Source organism: Desulfococcus sp. (assembly GCF_050178255.1).
GTDB classification, from domain to species: Bacteria; Desulfobacterota; Desulfobacteria; order Desulfobacterales; family Desulfococcaceae; genus Desulfococcus; species Desulfococcus multivorans.
Map to the genome: position 1 here is coordinate 16,410 of NZ_JBFXGG010000016.1, position 21,818 is coordinate 38,227.

At 56.7% G+C, this 21,818-nt stretch carries 21 protein-coding genes; 1 reads left to right on the forward strand and 20 read right to left on the reverse strand.

Annotated features, from left to right (window positions below; translation table 11 throughout):
- Window positions 1-4: 4 nt before the first annotated feature.
- The 12 genes from AB7S84_RS05145 to AB7S84_RS05200 all read right to left on the reverse strand — a co-directional run bounded on the left by AB7S84_RS05145 (window position 5) and on the right by AB7S84_RS05200 (window position 12,319).
- On the reverse strand, window positions 5-901 hold the full coding sequence (locus tag AB7S84_RS05145) for a M28 family peptidase (protein WP_020876301.1): 897 nt from the start codon (window positions 899-901) through the stop codon (window positions 5-7).
- A gap of 45 nt (window positions 902-946) precedes the next feature.
- On the reverse strand, window positions 947-2,053 hold the full coding sequence (locus AB7S84_RS05150; protein WP_020876300.1) for a M20 family metallopeptidase: 1,107 nt from the start codon (window positions 2,051-2,053) through the stop codon (window positions 947-949).
- Window positions 2,050-2,649 carry a GNAT family N-acetyltransferase gene (locus AB7S84_RS05155; protein WP_200809303.1) on the reverse strand — a complete coding sequence of 200 codons (600 nt, stop codon included), beginning with the start codon at window positions 2,647-2,649 and terminating at the stop codon, window positions 2,050-2,052. Before AB7S84_RS05155 ends, AB7S84_RS05150 begins: the two co-directional genes overlap by 4 nt.
- A 410-nt stretch (window positions 2,650-3,059) precedes the next feature.
- Window positions 3,060-3,794, reverse strand: a complete 735-nt coding sequence (locus AB7S84_RS05160) for a ZIP family metal transporter (protein WP_428153240.1) — start codon at window positions 3,792-3,794, stop codon at window positions 3,060-3,062.
- Window positions 3,795-3,908: 114 nt separating this feature from the next.
- Window positions 3,909-4,559, reverse strand: coding sequence for a class I SAM-dependent methyltransferase (locus AB7S84_RS05165; RefSeq protein ID WP_020875444.1), 651 nt, complete (start codon window positions 4,557-4,559; stop codon window positions 3,909-3,911).
- A gap of 117 nt (window positions 4,560-4,676) precedes the next feature.
- Window positions 4,677-5,630, reverse strand: coding sequence for a radical SAM protein (locus AB7S84_RS05170; protein ID WP_020875443.1), 954 nt, complete (start codon window positions 5,628-5,630; stop codon window positions 4,677-4,679).
- Window positions 5,631-5,646: 16 nt separating this feature from the next.
- Window positions 5,647-6,054 carry a cob(I)yrinic acid a,c-diamide adenosyltransferase gene (locus tag AB7S84_RS05175; RefSeq protein WP_020875442.1) on the reverse strand — a complete coding sequence of 136 codons (408 nt, stop codon included), beginning with the start codon at window positions 6,052-6,054 and terminating at the stop codon, window positions 5,647-5,649.
- 25 nt (window positions 6,055-6,079) lie between these two features.
- Complete coding sequence (locus AB7S84_RS05180) at window positions 6,080-6,748, reverse strand: DUF1638 domain-containing protein (protein WP_020875441.1); 669 nt, start codon at window positions 6,746-6,748, stop codon at window positions 6,080-6,082.
- 10 nt (window positions 6,749-6,758) lie between these two features.
- Complete coding sequence (locus tag AB7S84_RS05185; RefSeq protein WP_020875440.1) at window positions 6,759-8,669, reverse strand: FAD-dependent oxidoreductase; 1,911 nt, start codon at window positions 8,667-8,669, stop codon at window positions 6,759-6,761.
- Window positions 8,670-9,164: 495 nt separating this feature from the next.
- Complete coding sequence (locus AB7S84_RS05190) at window positions 9,165-10,763, reverse strand: AMP-binding protein (RefSeq protein ID WP_428153246.1); 1,599 nt, start codon at window positions 10,761-10,763, stop codon at window positions 9,165-9,167.
- Between the two features lie 130 nt (window positions 10,764-10,893).
- Window positions 10,894-11,247, reverse strand: coding sequence for a hypothetical protein (locus AB7S84_RS05195; protein ID WP_428153249.1), 354 nt, complete (start codon window positions 11,245-11,247; stop codon window positions 10,894-10,896).
- Window positions 11,248-11,341: 94 nt separating this feature from the next.
- Window positions 11,342-12,319 carry an alpha/beta hydrolase gene (locus AB7S84_RS05200; protein ID WP_020875437.1) on the reverse strand — a complete coding sequence of 326 codons (978 nt, stop codon included), beginning with the start codon at window positions 12,317-12,319 and terminating at the stop codon, window positions 11,342-11,344.
- Here AB7S84_RS05200 and AB7S84_RS05205 point away from each other — a divergent pair.
- The gene (locus AB7S84_RS05205; RefSeq protein WP_428153251.1) at window positions 12,309-12,581 is read left to right on the forward strand and encodes a hypothetical protein; all 273 of its coding nucleotides are present in this window, start codon (window positions 12,309-12,311) and stop codon (window positions 12,579-12,581) included. The two genes, AB7S84_RS05200 and AB7S84_RS05205, sit on opposite strands and share 11 nt — an antisense overlap.
- A 241-nt stretch (window positions 12,582-12,822) precedes the next feature.
- Here AB7S84_RS05205 and AB7S84_RS05210 read toward each other — a convergent pair whose 3' ends face one another.
- The 8 genes from AB7S84_RS05210 to AB7S84_RS05245 form a co-directional block, all read right to left on the reverse strand.
- Window positions 12,823-13,479 (reverse strand): potassium channel family protein, encoded by a 657-nt coding sequence (locus AB7S84_RS05210; RefSeq protein WP_428153253.1) that lies wholly within the window; start codon window positions 13,477-13,479, stop codon window positions 12,823-12,825.
- Between the two features lie 37 nt (window positions 13,480-13,516).
- Window positions 13,517-14,998 (reverse strand): TrkH family potassium uptake protein, encoded by a 1,482-nt coding sequence (locus AB7S84_RS05215; RefSeq protein ID WP_327078311.1) that lies wholly within the window; start codon window positions 14,996-14,998, stop codon window positions 13,517-13,519.
- A 69-nt stretch (window positions 14,999-15,067) separates the two neighbouring features.
- A complete protein-coding gene (locus tag AB7S84_RS05220) occupies window positions 15,068-16,627 on the reverse strand; it encodes a TrkH family potassium uptake protein (protein ID WP_200809304.1) in 1,560 nt (519 codons plus the stop codon).
- The gene (locus tag AB7S84_RS05225; RefSeq protein ID WP_020875432.1) at window positions 16,627-17,289 is read right to left on the reverse strand and encodes a potassium channel family protein; all 663 of its coding nucleotides are present in this window, start codon (window positions 17,287-17,289) and stop codon (window positions 16,627-16,629) included. Before AB7S84_RS05225 ends, AB7S84_RS05220 begins: the two co-directional genes overlap by 1 nt.
- Window positions 17,286-17,726, reverse strand: coding sequence for a potassium channel family protein (locus AB7S84_RS05230; RefSeq protein ID WP_020875431.1), 441 nt, complete (start codon window positions 17,724-17,726; stop codon window positions 17,286-17,288). The genes AB7S84_RS05225 and AB7S84_RS05230 overlap by 4 nt, the downstream gene beginning before the upstream one ends.
- The gene (locus AB7S84_RS05235; RefSeq protein ID WP_020875430.1) at window positions 17,716-18,441 is read right to left on the reverse strand and encodes a sigma-54-dependent transcriptional regulator; all 726 of its coding nucleotides are present in this window, start codon (window positions 18,439-18,441) and stop codon (window positions 17,716-17,718) included. Before AB7S84_RS05235 ends, AB7S84_RS05230 begins: the two co-directional genes overlap by 11 nt.
- 9 nt (window positions 18,442-18,450) lie before the next feature.
- A complete protein-coding gene (locus AB7S84_RS05240; RefSeq protein WP_428153258.1) occupies window positions 18,451-20,283 on the reverse strand; it encodes an ATP-binding protein in 1,833 nt (610 codons plus the stop codon).
- Between the two features lie 196 nt (window positions 20,284-20,479).
- Window positions 20,480-21,817 carry a sigma-54-dependent transcriptional regulator gene (locus AB7S84_RS05245; protein WP_020875428.1) on the reverse strand — a complete coding sequence of 446 codons (1,338 nt, stop codon included), beginning with the start codon at window positions 21,815-21,817 and terminating at the stop codon, window positions 20,480-20,482.
- Window position 21,818 lies beyond the last annotated feature (1 nt).

Consider the following 21,818-nt stretch of genomic DNA (forward strand, 5'->3'; position numbering starts at 1 on the left):
GCGATCAGGGCTCCGGGGAGAGGAAAAATCCGACGAGGCTCTCGACCAACTGGGCCATGAAATCGAAATCGAGTGTTTCCAGGGTGTCCGAGGGCATATGGTAGTGGGGATTGCGGTAAAAGGCCGAGTCCGTCACCATGACCGCCCGAAATCCCTCACGCCAGAAAGAGGCGTGGTCGCTCAGGCGAACGGTGGGCATGAGCAGGCCGTCGAAGGGGACTGTGAGGCCGATGACGGGGAGTTGACGGTTTTTGCGGAAGCTGTCGAGCAACTTGCGGGCGAACGGCCGGGATCTGAAATTGCCGACGATGCCGATGAACTCCCCTGTATCCGGATAATCCATGAACATCAGGGGGAAGGGGTAGTGCTGGCACCCGGGGGTGCGGCAGGTATAGCCCACCATTTCGAGGCAGATCATGCCGTCGATGGCCGTGCCCGCCCCCCGGGCCCGGGCCGCGTAAACGCGGCTGCCCATGTACCGGGTCCCGTAGGCCGGCGGCTCCTCGAGGGCGAAGGCGACGAAGGTGACGGCCGCAGTAAGCCGTTTGCGGTGCTCCGGGGCGGCCAGAATTCGGGCCGTCTCCAGCTGGACCGCCAGCGCGCCGGCGTTGTCGTCCGCTCCCACGGTGCCTGTCACCGAGTCGTAGTGGGCGCCCACCACATAATGGGTGCGGGGCGCCCGGTCCGGTGCAAGCGATGCAACGACGTTGTGTACCGTCATGCCCCGGAAACCGTAAGGCTCCAGTCGGGACTCCAACGGGATCTCCCGATGGAAGGCGTGGAGATATGCGGCGGTTCGGTTCAGATTCTCCGGACGGCGAACGCTTCTTTCGCCGATGTCGCGGGTCAGGACCGTCAGGTGATTCCGGAGTCTTTCCCGGGTGGTGTTGAAATCGATCAATGCCGTTTCCTCCCATGAAATTCGCCGCCGGACGCCCGGGTTTCATCAGGCGCCTCGGCGCTTCATGACGTGCCGTAAAAGGTCCAGGTAGATCTCCGCGGCCCGACAGACTTCGGCGAAGGATACTGATTCGTCCTCGGTGTGGGCCTGGGAGAGATCCCCCGGCCCCAGAACGATGGATTTGACCCCCGAAGCCCAGAGGTGATTGGCGTCGGAGTGGCTCCTGAAGGCGTCGGGGGTCCACGCCAGCTTCCGGGCTTGGTAGATGGATCGCAGGGCGTCCACCACCGCCCCCTTTTCCGGGATCTCGTATCCGGCGTCGATGGTGCGACACTTGAACTCCGTTCGCACGTCCATGGGGCTGTCACCGTCCCGTTGGAGGGTCTCCTCGATCTCGGAGAGAATCGTTCCCATGGCGAGGTGGGGGGGTACGTGGACGTCCAACCATGCCTCGCAGCGTTCGGACACGGCGAACCCGGCGGGGTTGCTGAAGAGATCCCGGATGTTGAAGACCAATTCCTGCCGGTTCGTCTCGAAATAGCGGATCAACCGGAGCATCTTCCTGAGCAGGACGGTGACGGGGCTGTGGCGGGGGTTGGCCACCGAGGCATGGATCCGGCGCCCCAGGGTGGCGACTTCGATCTCCACATACCCGAAACAGCGAAGGCAGGGGACGAGTCCGGTGGGTTCCCCGATAACGGCCCAGGGAAAATAATGCTCCTTCATCAACTGCCATGCACCGTCGCCGGTCTCCTCCTCCCCCACCACCAGGCAGAGGATCGCCCCCGGGGGAAGGTCACCGGTGTCGCACCAGGCAGTGAAAGCCTCGATCATGGCGGCGCAGCCGCCTTTCATGTCCGCGGCCCCCAGTCCCCGGATCCAGTCCCCCGCCTCCTCGTATGCGTACCGATCGAGGTCGAAGGCCGACACCGTGTCCAGGTGACCGATCAGGGCCAGGCGAGGCGCGTCGTCGAGATTGCCCACGATGAGATTGGCGCGGTTTTCGTCCACCGTCTGCATTTTCACCGGCAATCCCCGGCGTGCCAGGTACGTTTTCAGAAAGTCAATGATCTCCTCTTCTTTCCCTGACGGGCTGTAGATGTCGATCATCTGTTTCAGAAGCCGTTTCAGGCGTTGGCGCTGAATGGTCATGAAGATCCGATCTCTTTCCCGATCTCTGCCGATGCGACGGATCTGGTGCCGTTTTTTTTCTCGTGCTTGGCTCCGTTCATGTTGCCGCCGCGTTTTTTCAATCGTTGGATTTCGGCCTGGAGGTTCAGGGTGAGGTAGATGTGCTGCCGGGGGTGGCCGAACCCCTGCTTTCGAAAGAAGCGGAGGGCCGCCAGGTTTTCGGCGGCCGTGTCGACGAGGAGCATGCGGATCCCCTGTTCGATCATGAGCTCCTTGAATTTCTGAAACAGCTTTTCCGCCACCCCGTGATGCTGAACGTCGGGGTGGACCCCAAGCCAGATCAGGTAGCCGTATTTCCAGGCCGAACGGGATTTGATGATGGTGGTTCCCAGGAGAAACCCCGCGATCCGATCCTCGTGCTCCGCCACCAGGCAGAACTCCGTGTCGCTGTGAAACAGCCCCACCACCTCGTATGCATCCCAGGTTCGGTACATGTTGGGGGCCTCGTCGGCTTTGAAGAGCATCTCCCCCAGATGATAGACCGGCGCCAGATCGTCAATCTCCATTTCGCGGATGCGAAACACGATTCGCTTCTCTTTTCCTTCCGAAAGTCCCACAACCCCTCTCTTGCTGATGATCCCATGAAATGTCCGGGTCGCACACCTTGTAACCATCGCACCCATATTATCTATTATGGTGTTTCGAAAGGCTAAAATCAATATCGATTTGACGCGGCATCAAGTTAAGAAAATGTTCGGAAGTATGGTGGACGCCATGACCAAGGCACGCTTAGCACGATGAGCGGTTGGAGGAATATCGACTGATGGGAAAATCAACTTTCGACTTTCATAGGCCGGTGCCGGGAGGATACGGCCCGCGCCCGACGCGGATTCGTTAAAGTGCCGCTGAAGCTTGCTCCGGGCGGCCCGGAAACTCGCTTGCGCTCAAACAGTCCGGGCCGCTGATCCGCCGCGGCGCTTAAGCGGCACTAAAACTCACCGCCATAATCATATCCCTTGTTGCGCTTTCAGGCCTTGGACACAACGATGATCACGGCGATCAGGACGCCGCCTGCCAGGGCAACCAGGCTGAATCGCTTGCGCTCCTCTTCGGCCCGGGGCAGCAGGTGCGTGGCGCCGACATAAATCAGCGCGCCTGCTGAAAGGGAAAGCAAGGCGCCCAATATGGGTTGCTCTATCTTGCTGATGAAAGGATAGGAGATCAGCATGCCCAGGGGGGTGGTTGCCGCGGCAGACAGGAAGGCCACCCACATGGCCTTTCGTTCCTTGAATCCACCGCGTACGAGCAACAGGTAGGTGATGATTCCCTCTGGAAATTCATGCAGAACCATACCCATGGTCGCCAGGTACCCCGTAAAAATGCTGACCGTAAAAGCAATGGAGTATATGAATCCGTCGATCAGGGAGTGAAAGCCGATGCCGAACGATGGTATAATACCGATAACATAATCTTTTTTCTCCGGATCCCTCTCACAGACAAAGGCTGTTAAAAAACGATTGAATAGATGCAGGGCAAAAAATCCGACCAGTAACCAGACCGGTGCCTGGGAGGTCATGGCAAAAGATTTCGGTATGATATGCAGAAAGGAGGCGGAAATCAGCACCCCAGCCGCAAAGCACATGAAATAGGTTGTGTTGCGTTGTCCCCAGTTGGTGAATCGTCGGATCGTGTAGATGCCAAGAGATGTAACGACCGCCGCCAGGATGCTGGTGGTCAGCCCTGTCCAGAAGGTATTGGTCATTTTACATACCTTTCTTCAAGCCGGGACACCCTGTCGGCTGTGTGGAAATGGTCTGAAAGGAGGGCGACTTTCAACGAAAGAAAAGCATCCAACGACAAATATCCGCCCTATATCCTACAAGCCGCTATGATCATTCAACTGTCTTGGCTTGACGGCCTTGGCGACAACAAATGCACCCTTGCCAAAACCGTCTTGAATCATTTCATCTGGTTTTCCAGGAATCAGCGTTTGTTTGAAAGTCAGATCCTCAAAACCGGCATCCATGAGCAACTTGCGAACTTCCTGTGCAGAAAAGAAGGTGGCCTCTTTGTAGAAAATGCTCGTATTGCGCTTGTCCATGTACTGCCGGCCCAATTCGCTTTCTTTATCCACAAAGCCGATAATGATGCATCCGCAAGGCTTCAATACCCGAAACGCTTCCCTGAAGGATTTGTTGATATCGTCAACAAAACAGATCGTTGTTACCATCAATACAAAGTCAAATTCCTCATCGGAAAACGGCAAGTCCTCCGCTACATTTCGAAAAACCCGGATTCCCTGTTTTTCAGCCTTCGCTGCCATCCGTTCCGAGGGTTCCACGCCAATCTTTATTCCCAGAGGTACGGCGAATTTGCCTGAGCCAACGCCTACTTCCAATCCTCTTGCGGAAGGAGAAGGCATCAGTTTGCGGATCGCCGCCAATTCCTGATGGTAGATATCACGGTTTTTTTCGAACCATGCATCATAGTTGTCGCTGTGTTTTTCGAATGGGTCTATTTTGGGCATATGGAATATCAATTTGTTCAGTTCGTTACAGAATCAAAAAATCTTCGACAGCACCATTTGGGTTCGGCCCGGACAAACGATGTCCTCCCCTCGGCACATCAAGCGAAAAACTGGATATCATGCATCTCCGCCGGCCATCCTCAGTCTTCTCACGTAAAAGGTGTGATCGCCATATTCCGTCTCAACGAGTTCCCCTTTTTCCAACAGTTTCCGGACCACCGGCCATTCTGCTCCGGCCCGTGCCAGATAGTCGTTCACGGCATCCTTTCGCATCGGATGCACGGCCGTGATACTCAGGAGGTCCTGTTCCACGTCGCCCGTAAAGGCAAAGGCATTGCCCTCGTATCCGATCAGGTATTCGACGCGCCGCACTTTTTTGCTCAAGAGTTGATAGGCCTGGTTGAGGGCCTGCGCCTCGGGGGCGCGCACCCCCTTTTTCGCCGGGGGACGGGTGGGAATGGAAAGATAAGCCGCGGCCGGTTGAAGACGTGCCAAAAAATCGGCAACCGGGCCAAGTTGCTCCTCGCCGTCGTTGACCCCCGCCACAAGCATCGTCTCGGTCACAAGCTTTCCCTCATAGGCCTTGGCGAACCGCAGGGCACCTTCCATGATCGCGGCCAGTTCCAGGCTTCCATGAGGGCGGTTGATACGTCGCCAGGTGTCATCACCGACGGCATCGACCTTGAGGGAGACCCAGTCTGCGTCCAGCAGTTGGTCTCTCACATCCTGCCGCCAGATGAGGGAAGCATTGGTGATTACGGCGATGGGCAGATTCAGGGTTTTCAGGCGCTCTATGTGAATCCCCAGGCTGATATCCAGCGTGGGTTCGCCGTCAGGCACAAAGGTCAGGTAATCGACGGCTTCTCCGGCCTCCCTCGTCTTTTTGACTCTATCCCCCACGGAATGACAGATCGCCTCTGGTTCGTAGAAAGCCTGGCGTTTCGCCTGCATTTTGAGGGTGGGGCCCAACTGACAGTAGACACAGGAATAGCTGCAGATCTTGGGCGGAATGTTGTTGATTCCCAGGCTTCTGCCCAGCCGCCTGGACGGGACCGGTCCAAATGCGATCATCGGTGTACCTCCTCGGTCAATTTTCGATGCCTTTTCTTGCCGGGATGCCTTTTTGGTAGTAATGCCTGATCTCCTTCATTTCGGTGACCAGATCGGCCTTTTCCATCAGTTCGGGCGGGCAGTACCGCCCCGTTAAAATCAATTCAATATCATGCGGTTTGCCTTCCAGGAATTGTAAAAGAACATCGGTTTTAAGCAGCCCATAATAAATCGCCACACAGATTTCATCAAGAATCACGATGTTGTATTTACCGTCTGCCATCGCCGCCTCAGCCCGCTCCATCCCCATCTGGGCCGCAGCGATATCATCTGCGTCGGGCATCCGATGATCCATGACAAAATCGTCATTGCCATACTGCTCCAAGGTAACCCATGGACTCAGATACCCGATACTCTTTACTTCGCCATACGGGAAATCTTTCATATTTTATCTTTCATCTCCTGTCGGGTCAGGCAGGTAACTCCCCGCTGTGAAGCTTGCGGGCCTGATCTGCGAGAAGCGAGGTGAAGCGATCCAGGGTCACCGGATAAGCGACCATCGGGATGCCCATCCAGTCGCAGTAATCGAGAAATTCTTCCGGGTTTTCTTCCATGTACCGGTCCATGTAGCCTATGGCATCCAGCACCACCGCGCCACCGGTATGGCGTGGAAAATTCTCATTGGCCAGCCCCTTGTCCCAGCCCTTGAAAACCAGCTTTCGAAACTTCACCCAGCCCGGCGTCATCCACCAGACCGGTTCTCCGCCGGCCACTTCCCGGGCGATGGCATCGCGCTCGGTTTCGTCGGCGAGCATGTCCATGCAATGGGTAGCCTCGATGCGCGCCACGCCGGGGCCCTGTTCGTCGATGATGGTGCGCATCTGGCGGGTCGGTTCGTCGGCGTTGACGTAGCAGAACTTGCCGCCGTAAACTACGAGCACCTTGTCGGTCTTTTCTCTGGCCTTATGGATCTGACGAACCAGTTGGCGCTCCAGTTCATGAATGTCCTGATGCAGTCCAGGCGTGGTATAAAGGATCTGGGACGCATCGATGATACCCTCTTGCTGCAAATGGTTGAGTTCCAGGCTCAAAGTTCCGCAGGAGACGATCGAAATATCTGAAAATGATGGTTCCGTCATGATGACCCTCCTAATATTTCAAAGCGGTTGCATAACCGGCGTGAACCGCGGCATAGATGTCCATCACCTCGGCCGCATCGCCGATGGTTTCCACTGTCGGCACTGCCCTGCGAATCTCGTCGTCCGGTCCTGAAGCCGGATGCATGCCGGAAGCGAGGATTATGGTTTGAAAAGGTTTCAGGACCATCGCTTTGTCGTCTTGAACCACATCGACGCCCTCGGCGGAAAAATGCTTGACGGTGGTATGGGGCATGAGGTTCACGTTGGGAAGCTTTTCCAACCGCATCAACATCAGCTTCCTGGTGATCATCTCCATCATGGATCCGATAGGATCGGTACGTTTGGTGGCAACTACCTCGAAGCCGGCCATACCGAGTTTTTCCGCGATTTCAAGGCCGGTACGGCCGGCACCGATGACCAGTACCCGCGGACCATTGACAGTCTTGCGGCCGGCAAAATATTCCAGGGACGTCATCCAGTCCTGATTTTCGAGGCCGTCGATCGCAGGAATGTTCTGAACCGCGCCGGTGGCCCACACCAGCAGGTCCGGGGAGAGTTTCTTCACCATCCCGGGATCTACCGCCTGTCCGGTCAAAACGTTTTCCGCATGGATCCTGACCTTGTATTTCAGGTTGTCGAGCCCGTCCTGCATGGTCTTTTTACCCGGAGCCTGCCAAGCCAGGTTGAATTGTCCGCCCAGGTGATCTTCTTTTTCAGCGAGGGTCACGGTATGCCCCCGGCGCGCCAGGTAAAACGCCGCACTGATCCCGGCCGGCCCTCCGCCGGCCACCAGGACATTGAGCGGCTTGTCGGTTTGGCCCAGCGGGGGGTTTCCGATCTCCGGATTGAGGTTGCAACCGATGGGTTCCCCGTTTCGGACCCGGTGCAGACATCCCTGCAGACAGTACCCGCAGGCGGCGACATCTTGAAAATTCCCCCGGGCCCACTTTTCGATCATCTGCGGATCGGCGATCAGCGGGCGACCCAAGGCGATCAGATCGACCTGTCCGGACTCCCGCAACGCCTTGACCCTATCCGGACGACCCATGCGGCCGGCGGCGATGATCGGCAAATCGGTCTGCGACCGCACCCATGCCAAAGCGTCGTTCTGGGGTTTTTCCGGGAGGCTCGAATGCTGGAAGTACCAGGGCGGGCTGAAGCAGGAGGCGCCCATGCCGACGTGCACGGCAATGAACCCTGACGATTCGGCGAGTTTCAACACCGGGGCCAGATCGTCTGGGGAAATTCCGAACTCCGGGGACATCTCGCTGCCGGAGATTCTCAAAATCAGGGGCATTCGGGGTGCGCCCTCCTTGACCGCGGCAAATACCCTTTCGGCAAAAGAAAGGCGGTTGGTGCCGTAGCTGTCGGTACGGCGGTTGATCTTGGCGTTGAGAAACTGGGAAACGAGATATCCGTGGCCGGCCTGAATCTCGATCAGGTCGAAGCCGGCGGCTTCCGCGCGCCGGGCTGCCCGGTTGTACCCGTCGATGATGGTCTCGATCTGCGCTTCGATGAGCGCTTCCGCCGACTGACCGGTGGTCGGGCAGGTGACCGCAGATGGCGCCAGGGGCAGAGTGCCGCTGGCCTTGGGGTTGGCCGCGGCGCCGCCGTGGTTCAGGTGCAGACAGGCCAAACGGTCTTCCCGGTGAATCACCCTGGTGATTTTTTCCAGTTCCGCCACACTGTTGTCCAGGTGGACACAGAGCTGCTTGGGATGTTCCCGACCGTCTGTCGTTACGGCTACCGGTTCAAGGATCACGATAGCCGGTCCGTTGTGGGCAATCTGCCCATAGAAGGTGATCTGGCGATCGGTGACTTTGCCTTCGGGTGTCCCACAGGCGGTTTTTATGGGAGGAAAAACGAAACGGTTCGCCAAGGTCAAGGTGCCGAGATCCATCGGTTTGAACATAGCTCGCATGGTTTGCCTCCATGAGGTGGGTAGTGACGTTTTACGATGAAACAGGATGGGTTCTGATCAATATTTATGAGATAATGCACAATTTATGCCGATGCGGATCACCATGTTTCGTGTACGGATGCGAGTTATGTTCAAAGATTTATGATGAGTGTTCAATATATTGAAATCATTTATCTTAAGTCTTTTTCGGAATCCGTCGGGCATCCTTCTCGCCGGGTGTGAATACGTTACCAGTGATGATTTGTTAACGATATGTAACGTTACGTTTTCTCAGGTAACGGTCCTCGGCGCCCGTTATGCCGGACCTTCATCGTCATGTTTTTACCGATCCGTCAGAGGAATATAGACCGTACTGGAGCAACTGGATTCATGTCTCAATTTCCTTTCCGACGCGGATATCCACATATGTATCCCCCAGCGTCCGACGAAACGGGTCCAAGCTCCCATGCGAGCTGTCGCGGGACGAAAGGGCCGCGATTTTCGGCGACACCTTTGTCACTGCTTATCGTCGCTCAATTTTCGACGCAGGATTTTTCCGATCGGCGTTTTTGGGAGGGTCTCCCGGAATTCAACATGACGCGGTACCTTGTAATGGGTGAGCTGGGTCTTGCAGTACTGAATCACCGCCTCCCTGGTGAGGTTCGGATCCTTCTTCAAAATGACCGCTTTCACCGTTTCGCCGGATTTTTCGTCGGGTACGCCCACCACTCCGCATTCCAGCACCCCCGGATGCATCGCAATCACATTCTCGATCTCGCTGGGATATACGGAGAAGCCGGACACCAGAATGACGTCCTTCTTACGGTCGGTGATGGTGAGGCGGCCGTCGGCGCTCAGGTAGCCGATGTCGCCGGTCTTCAACCAGCCGTCCTGGATCGTCGTGGCGGTCTCTTCGGGCTTCTCCCAGTACCCTTTCATCACCTGTGGGCCGCGGACGCAGATCTCGCCGGTATGGTTCTCGATCTCGCCTTCACCTGTCCATACCGGCAGCGCGTTGAAGCTATCGTCGCGGATGGACACGTCGGTGGAAGGGAAGGGGAGGCCGACGCTGCCGTTCCAGGGCGTTCCCAGCAGATTGGCGGAGACGCCGGGAGACGCCTCGGTGAGGCCGTAGGCTTCGGTGATGCCGGATCCGGTCACCTGTTGCCAGCGCTCGGCCACTGACTTTTGCACTGCTGCGCCGCCGCCGACCACCACCTTCACGGCGGAAAAATCGATCCGATCGAATCCCGGGGTATTCAAAAGCCCGTTGAACAGCGTATTGACGCCGCTCATGATGCTGAACTTCCACCGTCCAAGCTCCTTGACAAAGGCCGGCAGGTCGCGCGGGTTGGTGATGAGCACGATCAGGCTGCCCCACTTCATGAAGGAGAGCGTCGCGGTCAGACAGAAAATGTGATACATCGGCAGCGGCGTAATGGCAATTTCGGTGCCCTCCTTGAAGCTCAGTGAGACCCAAGCGCCCGTCTGCTCCAGGTTGGCCAGGATGTTTCGGTGGGTCAGCACCGCGCCCTTCGGGACGCCGGTGGTGCCGCCGGTGTACTGAAGGAACGCGGTCTCCTCGCGTGTTATCTCGATCGGCTTGAGCGGGCGTGCCGCACCGCGGTCAAGGGCCGATCGAAACGTGACAGCGCCGTCGATGCGCCAGGCGGGTACCATTTTCCTGATCTTTTTGATGATCAGATTGACAATCCAGCGTTTCGGGATCGGCAGGAGATCGCCGATCTGGGTGGTAATCACATGCTCGATCGGCGTTCCCTCGATCACCTGCTGCAGGGTGTTGGCAAAATTTTCAAGAATGACGATGGCTTTGGCCCCCGCATCCTTCAGTTGAAACACCAACTCGCGCGGCGTGTAGAGGGGATTGACGGTAACGACGGTCATCCCGGCACGCAGGATACCGAACAGCGCTACCGGGTATTGCAGCAGATTCGGCGCCATGACGGCGACACGGTCGCCTTTGCCTAAATTCGGCAGCCCCTGCAAAAAGGCTGCAAAATCGCGTGACAGTTCATCCAACGTGCCATAGCTGATGGTGTACCCAAGGTTGTGATAGGCCGGTTTGTCGGCAAACCTGGTGGTAATCTTTTCCATCATATCCGGGATCGATCCGAAAAGATCAGGGTCAATCTCGGCGGGAATGCCGACGGGATAATGCTCGATCCAGATTTTATTTGTCATGATCTCCTCCTGTTGCTGCTTATCGGAGCAGGTTGGACCGCGATTACCGCCGCGTTTCGGTTGCAGAACGCGGAATTTGCTCAATGCCGTTGTGATGGCATTTCCTGATGTGAGGCGTCATATCAATGGGACGGCCGTCTATGAGAATACCTGGCGGACATTCGCCTTTATCTGCCAGAACGATCCGGGCATCGCTCTTTCCCGCCAGGTTTTTATGGCCGGCTCGCAGAGAGGGAAAATCAAAGCAGGTAAGGGCGTTCTGCAGCAGCGCCAGTTTTGTCTCTGACGCCGAATCCCCTTTTTTGCTGTGAAAATATTCGGAAAGAAGCTGATTATAGGACCGTTTTATGGCGGTTTCAATGCAGTGTCTTCTAAGATCGATCTCTATTTCCAACATGAATCATCTCGTCGCTTTCTATCGATTTCAACAGCTCGATTGTTCACGGATCTTTCTGAATTCCGTATGGTTTTATTACGATATTCACCCGAATTTACGGTAGCCTGATAATCGTTGTCCTTCTGAATTCGTCTTCGGGGAAAACGCGTCCGGAGAGCAGCGCCGAAAATATGTGCTCAAACACAAGGCCTGCGTTTCCCTTGGTTTCTCCGGATCGGAAGTATGAATGCCCTTTGGGATAGTCGTAGATATTGTTGACGTCGTCGCAGTCGACCGCATAGACGTTTTTGGGGGTGAGATCCATATCTTCAGGTCCCGTGTGACCCAGGCGTCGGGAAGCCACCCTGTTTTTGAGGTTGGATGCCTTGCTGGCCCGAAGCGCCAGGTCGTCGGATGCAAAATAGACCACGACATTTCGTGACGCATGGCAAATCAATTCACCGCGCTCCCCGATATGCAGGGATTCGTTCACGATGTCTGCCGCCACCAGGAAAATGTTTCGAAAAATGAGGGGGACGCCGTCGGCCAGATCATACTTGTTCCAGACGGCCAGGGTCTCTCGAAGCACCCGATTTCCCATGGAATGCGCCAGGATATTCATTCGTTTGAGGCAGGGATCCGATTGGGGGTTGTATTTTTCGGAATTTCGCCAGGCAATAAACTTTTCGAGCACCCTCGCAAAGGAAAAAGCGCTTTGATCCGCGGACTTCTGGTCATCCCAGTAATCCTGGACAATGCCGAGGTCGTTGTCGCAGGGCCAGATGATCGGTACCACCAGCACCTCCTTTTTCTTCTGGGCATCGCAAAGCGCCTGGAGCTCCAGAGCCGCGTCAAAAACATCCTCCGGCAGATTCGAAAAGCCGTGGATGTAAATCAGGAGCTGGCGATAGCTTGAATCCTTGAGGCGTTCCAGAAATGCGATACTGCCCACCTCCTGGTATTTTTCACTGTCCGTTCGTTCGCAGAAAAAAACCGAGTTGCTGGGAGCGTTGTTGTTGAGATCGAAATCAAACTTCCGATCGATGCGGGTCCGAATACTTTGACGTGGAAACCGATTGGTGATGAATAACATTTTCGCCTCCCTATGGTATGATGATTTTGCCCAAAAAACTTTTGCCGAGCGCACGGGTTACATGGAAAATCGTGCACCAGGGAGCAGCGCCGGCGTTACCCATCGCCGCGTCAGCGGAAAATCAAGAAGGGAGACAGGATGGTTTCAGGTCAAAAGACGGGTCGGCGCGCGATGGCCTGTCGTCTGGATTTCGGGCGAAAGCGAATTAAATAGAACCGTTTTCCCCTTTCTCTTTATAGTAAGAAAAAAAAATATTCTGTAAACAGGTAAAAAAACTTGTATGGAAAACATTTCCAATCGGCTGAAACTGCATCCGGAATCCCTGTCGTCATTTTTTGATGTTTCTATTTTCCGCAAATGGGTTGATGCGTCGGCCCATCTCGATCTCCCCGTTTTCAGAGAAGAGGCTCAACTTTCGACTTCCATAGGCCGGTGACCTCTTTCCGGCCGGCATCATGAAAGTCGAAAGTTGAGGAAGGAGATTGAAGCGCGTCCTGATATCGCTACTTCAGGGCTTTGATCCGGCTGATGTCCTCTGATTTCCCAAGCATAATGAGGATGTCGCTGTCCTTGATCAGAAAGCCGGGGGGCGGCACCAGGATGAAGTTCTCAGGGACGAGTTCCTTGATGGCAATGATGTGAACATTGTATTTCGCTCTCAGATTAAGATCCCTCAGGCTTTTACCGATGAATTCCCTCGGAGGCCCCACCTGGACAAGGTCATACTCGTCCGAGAGGGGGATGAAGTCCAACACGTTCGGCCTGCATAGACCCCTTGAGACGCGAAGGGCCATGTCCCGCTCCGGATGAATGATCTGGGTGGCGCCCACGCGTTTGAGGATCTTGCCGTGATCGTCGTCGATCGCCTTGGCCAGAATCTTCCTGACGCCGATCTCCTGCAGGTAGAGACATATCAGAATACTGTTGCTGATGCGGGTTCCGGTAGACACGATCACCGCGTCCATCTCCTCCATGCCGAGCGACTTGAGTGCCTCCTTGTCCGTGGCGTCCATTACGATGGCCTCCGTGGCATAGGGATCGACGGCCTGAACCCTGGCCTTGTCCGTATCGATGGCGGCCACCTCGTTGCCGTCCTCGAACAATGCTTTTGCCGCATGAAAACCGAAGTTGCCAAGACCGATCACTGCAAATCGTTTCATTTTTTTCTCCGTTGATTCATCTGATCCGTCTGACGCGCTATCCGATCATCAGGTTTTCTTCGGCGTACTCGACACCGTTGGTGGTGCCGGTCCCGACGATGATATAGGCAAACGTGAGCACGCCCACCCGGCCGATAATCATCATCAAAATGATCCAGCCCTTGCCCCAATCGGTGAGCTGGGGTGTTACACCCATGGACAGCCCCACCGTTCCGAACGCCGATACCGTTTCAAAAAGGTAGGCCAGAAAAGGGTCCCTTGTTCCGGTCACTGCATGACCGGTCGTCGAGTCGCCCACGAGCAGCATGAACAAAACCAGACCGATGATGCCGATGGAAATGAGAATCAGCGACATGCTCCGGGTCAGGGTTTCGTTGGGGACGCTTTTTTTGAAAAGATTGACCCGTCGCTGTTTTCGGATACGGGAGAGCGTGAAGACCGTCAGAAGGGCCAGGGTCGTGGTCTTGACGCCGCCGCCGCAGGATCCCGGTGAGGCTCCGAAAAACATGAGAAAGATCATCATGGCGAGAGTGGCGTCCTTGAGGGCTGCGATATCCACCGTATTGAACCCGGCGGTTCGGCAGGTGACGGACTGAAACAGGGGGGTCAGGACGCGATGGCTGATGGATTGTTCACCCCTTGGGGGCAGTTGTTCCAGAACGGCAAACATCAGGGCTCCGGAGACGATCAGGATAAAGCTGGTGAGCAGGACCGTCTTGGTTTGAACCGAAAGGCGGCATCGTTTCCGGCGGTGAAATTTCACCCGGCACTGCAGGTCGTAGAGCACCGGAAAACCGATACCGCCGATCACGATCAGGCTGCAAACGGTTCCATTGAGCAGGAGATTATCACTGTAACGCATCATGCTGTCGGGGAACAGCGCAAAGCCGGCATTGCAGAACGCTGAAACCGAGTGAAAGACGGCGGTATAAAGTGCCTGGCAGAACGGCATTTCCCGAATCCAATGGAAGGTCAGCAGTCCGGCGCCGACCAACTCCACGCTGAACGTGAACAGGGTAATGCTTTTCACAACGCTGAAAATGTCCTCGCGGGGCGTGTGGGCGAACAGATCCTGCATGACCATGCGATGTCGGAAGGAAACACCCCGACCGATCCACTGGAAGAGCGTTACGGAGATGGTCATGACGCCAAGGCCGCCCACCTGGATGAGCGCCAGGATAACCCCTTGTCCGAATGCGGTGAAAAAACCGCCGGTATCCACCACTGCCAGACCGGTGACGCAAACCGCCGAGGTGGCCGTGAAAAGGGCGTCGATCCAGGAGAAAACGCCGCTTCTTGTGGAGATGGGCAGCTTGAGCAACAGCATCCCCGCAGTGATGACCAGAATAAAGCCGGCCAGGACCACCACCGCCGGATGGAGTTTGGGCATTCTGTGATTTGCCGTCATGAATCGTGCCTTGGGTTCAGGTAATATTCGCAGGAAAGGTGTTTTTCGGTTTGGCAGACTTCGCCTAACCTGTGGCCGCCAAGGATCATTCGATCCAGGTATGCCCCGCAAACCGTCAGCTCGTGCCGAGACTCGATTTTGTTGTAATGGAGAAAACAGGTGGTATCACACACCAGGAATTTAAGGCTTCGCGGGGGCATCGTGTCGTCTATGTGCTTTAGATCCTGCATCTTGATCAACTTTCCTTGATGATCCCCCCCAATACCGCCGGCCGTCTCTGCCGAGCTTGAGGAGACTGACGATTACCACCATGAATTCGAGCCGTCCGAGAAACATGGCGAGGGTTTCCGCCCAAAGCGCGGCATCGGGCATGTGGGGGGCGGTCACCCCCACCGAGAGTCCGACCGTTCCGATGGCGGAGGCAAATTCGAACGCAGAATCGCCCAGGCCGTAACCGCATGCGCAGAGGATCATGACTCCCAGGACGTATGTTGCCAGATACGCGAAAATCAACACCCCCATATGTCGGATTCCGGCATCGTCCACGAAGACCCGCTGGGTGCCCTCCCATACGGGCAACTCCAGGATTGCGGTCCGCGGCAGGAGATGTCTGTGGATTTCCCAGAAAAAAAGACGCCACATGAGGTAGATCCGAAACTGTTTGATCCCGCCGGCCGTTGAACACGTTCCGCCGCCGATCAGCATCAGCACGATCAGCAGCGCCGTTCCGAAGGCATTCCAATTCCCGTAGCCCACGGTGGAAAAGCCGGTGGTGGTCATTGCTGATACCGCCTCGAACATCGCAACACGTATCGATTTTTCGAGGTGGGGATAGATGGTCCGGCATGTCAGAAAAAAAAGCGCACCTGTCGACAGCGGAAGCAGCACCGCCAGCATCCGGACCTCACCGTTCCGGGTGACGAATCGCCATTTGCCGCGCCACAGAAACCAGGCCGTGACGAAACTCAGGTTGCCGAGCAGCATGAGGGGCAGGCTCACCGCCTCGATCGCCGTTGAATTCCAGTGGCCGATGCTTTCGGGCCGGGTGGAAAAGCCTCCCGTGGATACGGCGGCAAAGGCATGGTTGACCGCGTCGAAAGGCGACATTCCTGCGATCCAATAGGCCAGTGTACCGATGACGGCGTAGCCGGAATAGATGATCAGCACTAAACGCGCCGATCGGCGAACCTGGGGGACGAGCTGATCGCTTCGACCTTCCGCGCTGGAAATTCCGACGCCCGTAGGGCCGACGATGGCCGACATCATGATGACGGCGAGTCCGGCACCGCCGGCAAACTGCATGAGACTTCGCCAGAACAGGATCATGGGGCCTGCCTCGGTCAAATCCACCACGGAGAGCCCGGTGGTGGTCCATCCGCTCACCGACTCGAACACCGCGAGGGAAAACGGAAGGTCCATCACCGACATGAAGGGCCAGGCGGAAAAAAGAATGACGGTCACCCAACTCATGAGGACGATAACGCCGCCTTCCTGAACCGTGAGGGTGGTGTCTGACGCGGATCGGAAGCACCAGCATAATCCGGCGCCCAGCAAAACAAGCAGCCCAGCCGGCATGCCGAATGCCCACGCGTGGACGGCTTCCTCCGGTCGGGCTGCGATCATCAGTAGCGGGGTCGCCGTCATCAGCCCGGTCAGCATCAGAACGGTGCCGACTGCTGACAGAATCCCGGCGTACCGGTGTCTGAGATATTCCCTCTCCCTCAAGATCGTCACCTCCACTATCTTCGTTCACCGGTAAAGGCCTTGAGGACCGGACCATGATTTTCGGGCAAGGTGATCAACACCAGACGGTCGCCGGTCCGCAGATCATTGTCGCCTCGGGGGACGATCGGCTGTTTGTCGCGGATGACGACGGCGACCAGGGCGTTTTCGGGAAGCGTTATCTCCTTCAGACGCTTCCCGGCCGCCGGAGACGTTTCATCGAGCAGAATCTCGGTCACGTTTACCCGGCCCTCGCCCACCGGCAGCAGGTTGGTGATCTGTTCCAGGGATGCACGCTGTTCGATGAGGCTGCCGACGATGTGGGTCGTCGAAAAAGCTGAAACACCCAGTGTTTCGAAAACCTCGGTATTGTCGGGGTCGTTGGCCAGGGCTACCGCTCTCGGGACGCCGAATTTGAGGGCGGCCAGCTGACAGATCACCAGATTGTCCTGGTCGTTGGGCGTGACGGCGAGCACCGCGTCCGCGCCCATGGCGCCGGCTTCCCCGAGAATACCGACATCACTTCCGTCTCCCCAGATCACCGTGGCAGGGAGTTGCCGGGCCAGTTGGATGCATTCCTCCTTGTCACGGTTGATGATGATGACTTGGTATCCTTTTGATGTGAGATTTCGACAAATAAAATAGAGCGTTTTGCCGCCGCCGACAATGATGGCCTTCATGATGACTTACCTCTCATTTTTGCGGCGTCATTGGCAATGGCCCGGAGAAATATGTCCGCGGCAACAGACGTCGGACATATGGTATCGATTTCCAACTGGGCGTATACCTCTTCCCTCTTGGGATCGAACACCCGGGCCAGCACTTGAGGAACGCCGAAGATCTTCCGCCCCACCTGGGCGACCATCAGGTTGACGTTGTCTTCACGGGTCGTGGCAATGAGAACGTCCGCTTTTTTCAGCTTGGCTTCCTTGAGCACCGCCATATGGCCGGCATCGCCAATCACACGAAAGCCGCTGAAATCGGGGGACAGGTTTCTGAAGGTCGCCTCATCCTTGTCAATCACCACGACTGAATTGCCGTCGCGACTGAGTCGGTTGGCGAGATAGGAGCCCAATCGACCGCATCCGAGGATCACGACATAGCGGTTATGCGTCATCGCGGTTCTCCTTGGCGTCGCCGTTGGACACTGCGGCATCCGTTTCTTCCGATCCGAGATCGATCTTGCCGAGTTTGGCCCATGAGGTGGCCCGATCCAGGTTCGCATCGGCCGGTTTGAAGGTCGGATCGATATCCAGGGCCGCCCGATAGAATTTCAACGCATTCAGGCGGTCATTACTGACTTCAAACAGTGCGCCGAGAAGGTTGTAGGCCTCGGGCTGGGCCGGGTCTGCGGCGATGGCCTTGCGCGCGGTCTCCCGGGCCAGGGAAAAACGGCGATCCGTGATGTGGCGCTTTGTCAGTTCGATCAGAGCCGGATAATTCATGGCACGTTTTTCATCCAGGCTCTCGCGCGCCAGCACTTGCGTCGCCACCTCACGAATCTCAACCGGGCTGAACGGCTTTTGAATGAAATCCACTGCGCCGAGCTTCATGGCTTCCACGGCGGTCTCGATCGTTCCGTGGGCGGTGATGATGATCACGCGGGTTTTGGGCCAGTGCGCCTCAATGCGTCGCAGAAGGGCCATCCCATCCATTCCCGGCATTTTCAGATCCAGGAACACGAGTCCAAAAGTCTCATGCTGAAGCTTTTTCAGCGCTTCTTCTCCGTTGATGGCCGTCCGGACCGGAATGCTCAATGACTCTAAGGATTGGGACAGGGTCAGACGGATGTTCTTTTCATCATCAACCACCAGAATCGGTTTTTTCTCCATGACGATCTCCTACTGGGCTGCCGGGAGCGTGAAAGTGAAGGTGCAATTCTCGCCTGGAGACGATTCCACCCATATCGCGCCGCCGTGAGCCCGAACGATTTCCTTGCAGATGGCGAGTCCCAGGCCGGATCCGGTCCCCTCCCGCCCTTTTATCTGAACAAATTTTTGAAAAATTCTGGATTGATACTCAGGGGGGATTCCCGGTCCGTTGTCACGTACACTCAAGTGGATGTGTGGACCGATTCTGCAGGCCATGAGTTCGATATGCCCCCCCTTGCCCACATACCGCAGTGCATTGGAAACCAGATTGGTCAGCACCCAGGTAATTTTGTTGGCATCGGCGCGGACGCGGGGCGGATCTCCGGTGACCGCCGATGTGAGGGAGATCGCCTTGATCTCCGCCTGGCTTTTAAACACCGCCTGCACGTGGTCAAAAAGGGTTGAAATGGAAACGTTTTCAAATTCCATTTCGATTCTGCCGGCTTCGATTCTGGACAAGTCGAGCAGGTCGTTGACCAGTGCCTTCATGCGGTAAACTTCCTCGTGGGCCGCCTGGAGGAGTTCGCGGTCCTTTTCGGCAAGTCCATCCGCGGCATGTTCCAGGAGCAGATCCACGCTCATGCCCAGGCTGGTGAGGGGGGTCCGCAGTTCGTGGGAGGCGGCCATAACGAATTCGTCCTTGAGTCGTTCCACCTCCTTGAGACGGGTCACATCCCTCAGCAGGAGCACAACCCCGGACAGATGGTGTTCCGGTCCGCGGATGGCCGTGACGGAAAACAGGTAGTGCAGGGCGTTGTCATCTCTTGTGACCGTGATGATCCGCCGTTCGTCGGGAACCTCGGGGGGGATGTCGGCCGCCACCGTTTTCTGTATCAGATCACACACATTCGGATCCGACAGAATGTCCCTGCAACATAATTCGGCTCGCTCGGCAAACCCTAAATCCAGCATCCGACGTGCGGCGGGATTGATGGCGGTGACCTTGAGCCGGGTGTCGAAGGTGACCAGACCGTCTTCGATGCTGGAGAGGATGGCTTCGCCCTTGTTTTTTTCCGAAATGATCTCGTCGATATTCATTTGATGGTAATGGTCGAGCTGACGGGCCATTCGATTGAACTCTCCGGCCAGTTCTCCCAACTCGTCACGGGTCTCCACAGATACCTGGACGGCATAGTCTCCCGCTGAAATCCGCCGGGAGGCTTCCATGAAATGCCGAATCGGTCTCACGATGCGCTCGGCAAGAAACATGCTGAACATCAAGACCAGGATCAAGGCCGTCGCCGCCACCAGGACCGTCGACCAGATGGCGCGCCGGGCCACCCGCCCCGCCTCCGCGCCGGCGGCATACATGGTCTCCTCATTGAGCCGGCGAAGCCCGATGCAACCCTCCCGGACCTTGGCGAAAAGAGGGTAGATCGTTTTCTGGTAATCGCCGGTCTGCAAAGTCCGCTCGGCTGTGCCGCCCATGTCGGTCAACAGGGAAAACGCCCGTCGGTAGATCGCGTAATCAGACTCTATGGCCTGGATGAGCTTTGACTCGCCGGGAATCGTGATGTTGTCTTTGGCACGGGCCATCCATTCGAGGAAGATCGCCTCGTTTTCCCGGAATTGAACGATTCCGTTTTCCATATCACCCAGGAATACGAGCAATATGCCGCTGTCCTGTCGCTCTATGGCATCCACCATGTTTTCGGCGGCGAGAATGCTCCTGTAATTTTCGCTCAGGATCGCGTCGGTCGCCTTGCCCAGGGATACCAGGTTTGAGACGGCCCAGGCGATGACAAAACCCATGAGGGCAAAAACGACGCCATATCCGATATAAATTTTCTTTTTGAGTGTCATGGGACGCAATCCTCCATCGAGTCACCATTGGTATAGATGCTTGAAGCAATACCCGTACCAGTTGCAGGGAGTGCATGATTTCGATGGGTTAGCAAAATGTTCAGGAAAGGTCGTCTTGAAATTTGAAAGGCTGGGGTGCAGAGGTCTTGCACAATGCAATACGGACGGTCTCACCTGCGAGACCCTCATCCGCGAATCAGATGCCGTAGACCTTTCTTCTGCGCCAGAGCGTTGCGGGATCGATGCCCAGAACCTCCGAGGCCTCCTGGAGCGAAGCGGTGTTGGCGATGACCCTTCTGATGTGCAGCTCTTCGATGACGGACAGGGGAACCCGGTCCCCGATGGCGGGAGCGCTTGCGGTAGGAACGGTGCCGCCGGGCAGATCCGTCGTGGCGATCCGGTTGCCGGTGCCGAGGATTACCGCCCGCTCGACAGCGTTGCGGAGTTCACGGACATTGCCGGGCCAGTCGTGGCTCACAAGAAATTTCTCGGCATCCCGCGTAAATCCGAGGATGGATTTGAAATTCTCCCGGCAGAGATGGACAAGAAAATCCATAGCCAGCGGCAGAATATCCTCGGGCCTCTCCCGCAGCGGCGGGATCCTCAAAGGGATGACGTTGATTCGGTAGAACAGGTCTTCGCGGAAACGACCCTCGGCCACCCGTTTTTCAAGATCGACGTTGGTGGCGGCGATGATGCGCACATCCGCTTTCCGCGAGGCGGTTTCACCGAGACGTTCGTAGGTTTTTTCCTGAATGAACCGCAGCAGCTTGGCCTGTACCGGCAGGGCCATGTCGCCGATCTCGTCCAGAAGGAGGGTGCCGCCTTCGCAGGCCGCAATGCGTCCCGGATGGTGCCGAATCGCCCCCGTGAAGGCGCCTTTGGCGTGTCCGAACAGCTCGCTTTCAAGAAGATCGGCCGGGACCGCAGGGCAGGCCACCACCGCCATGGGCTTTCCGGTCCTCGGGCTCCAGTGGTGGATGGCCTTGGCAAACACCGACTTGCCCGTGCCGCTCTCCCCCTGAAGCAGGATAATAGCTTCTGAGGCGGCGGCCTTTCTCGCGGTTTCGATAACGCGCTGCATGCCTGCGTTTCTGCTGTGAAGCCGGTCTTCCGGGCCCGGCGGCGGCATGCCTTCCCTGAGCACCGCGATCTCGGTTTCCAGGTTTCGAATTCTGCCGATCCGCTGGGTGATGAACCTGACCTGGTCAGGGGTGAAAGGCTTGACGATGTAATCAGCGGCACCGCGCCGCATGGCATCCACGGCGCTTTCGATGGTGGCGTGGGCCGTAATGACCACGATCTGGGTCCAGGGTGAGTCCGATGCCAGGACGGGAATCAGGTCCATGCCGTTTTCCTCCCCCAGCCTGAGATCCACGAAGGCCAGGTCAAAAGATCGTCTCCGGGCCTCCTCGACGGCGTCTGCGGGATTGCTCACTGCCGTGACGTCATGGCCTTCGGCCGTCAGGCAATAAGAGAGGGTTTTGCGAATATTGGCGTCGTCGTCGACGATGAGGATGCCGAGGGAAATCATG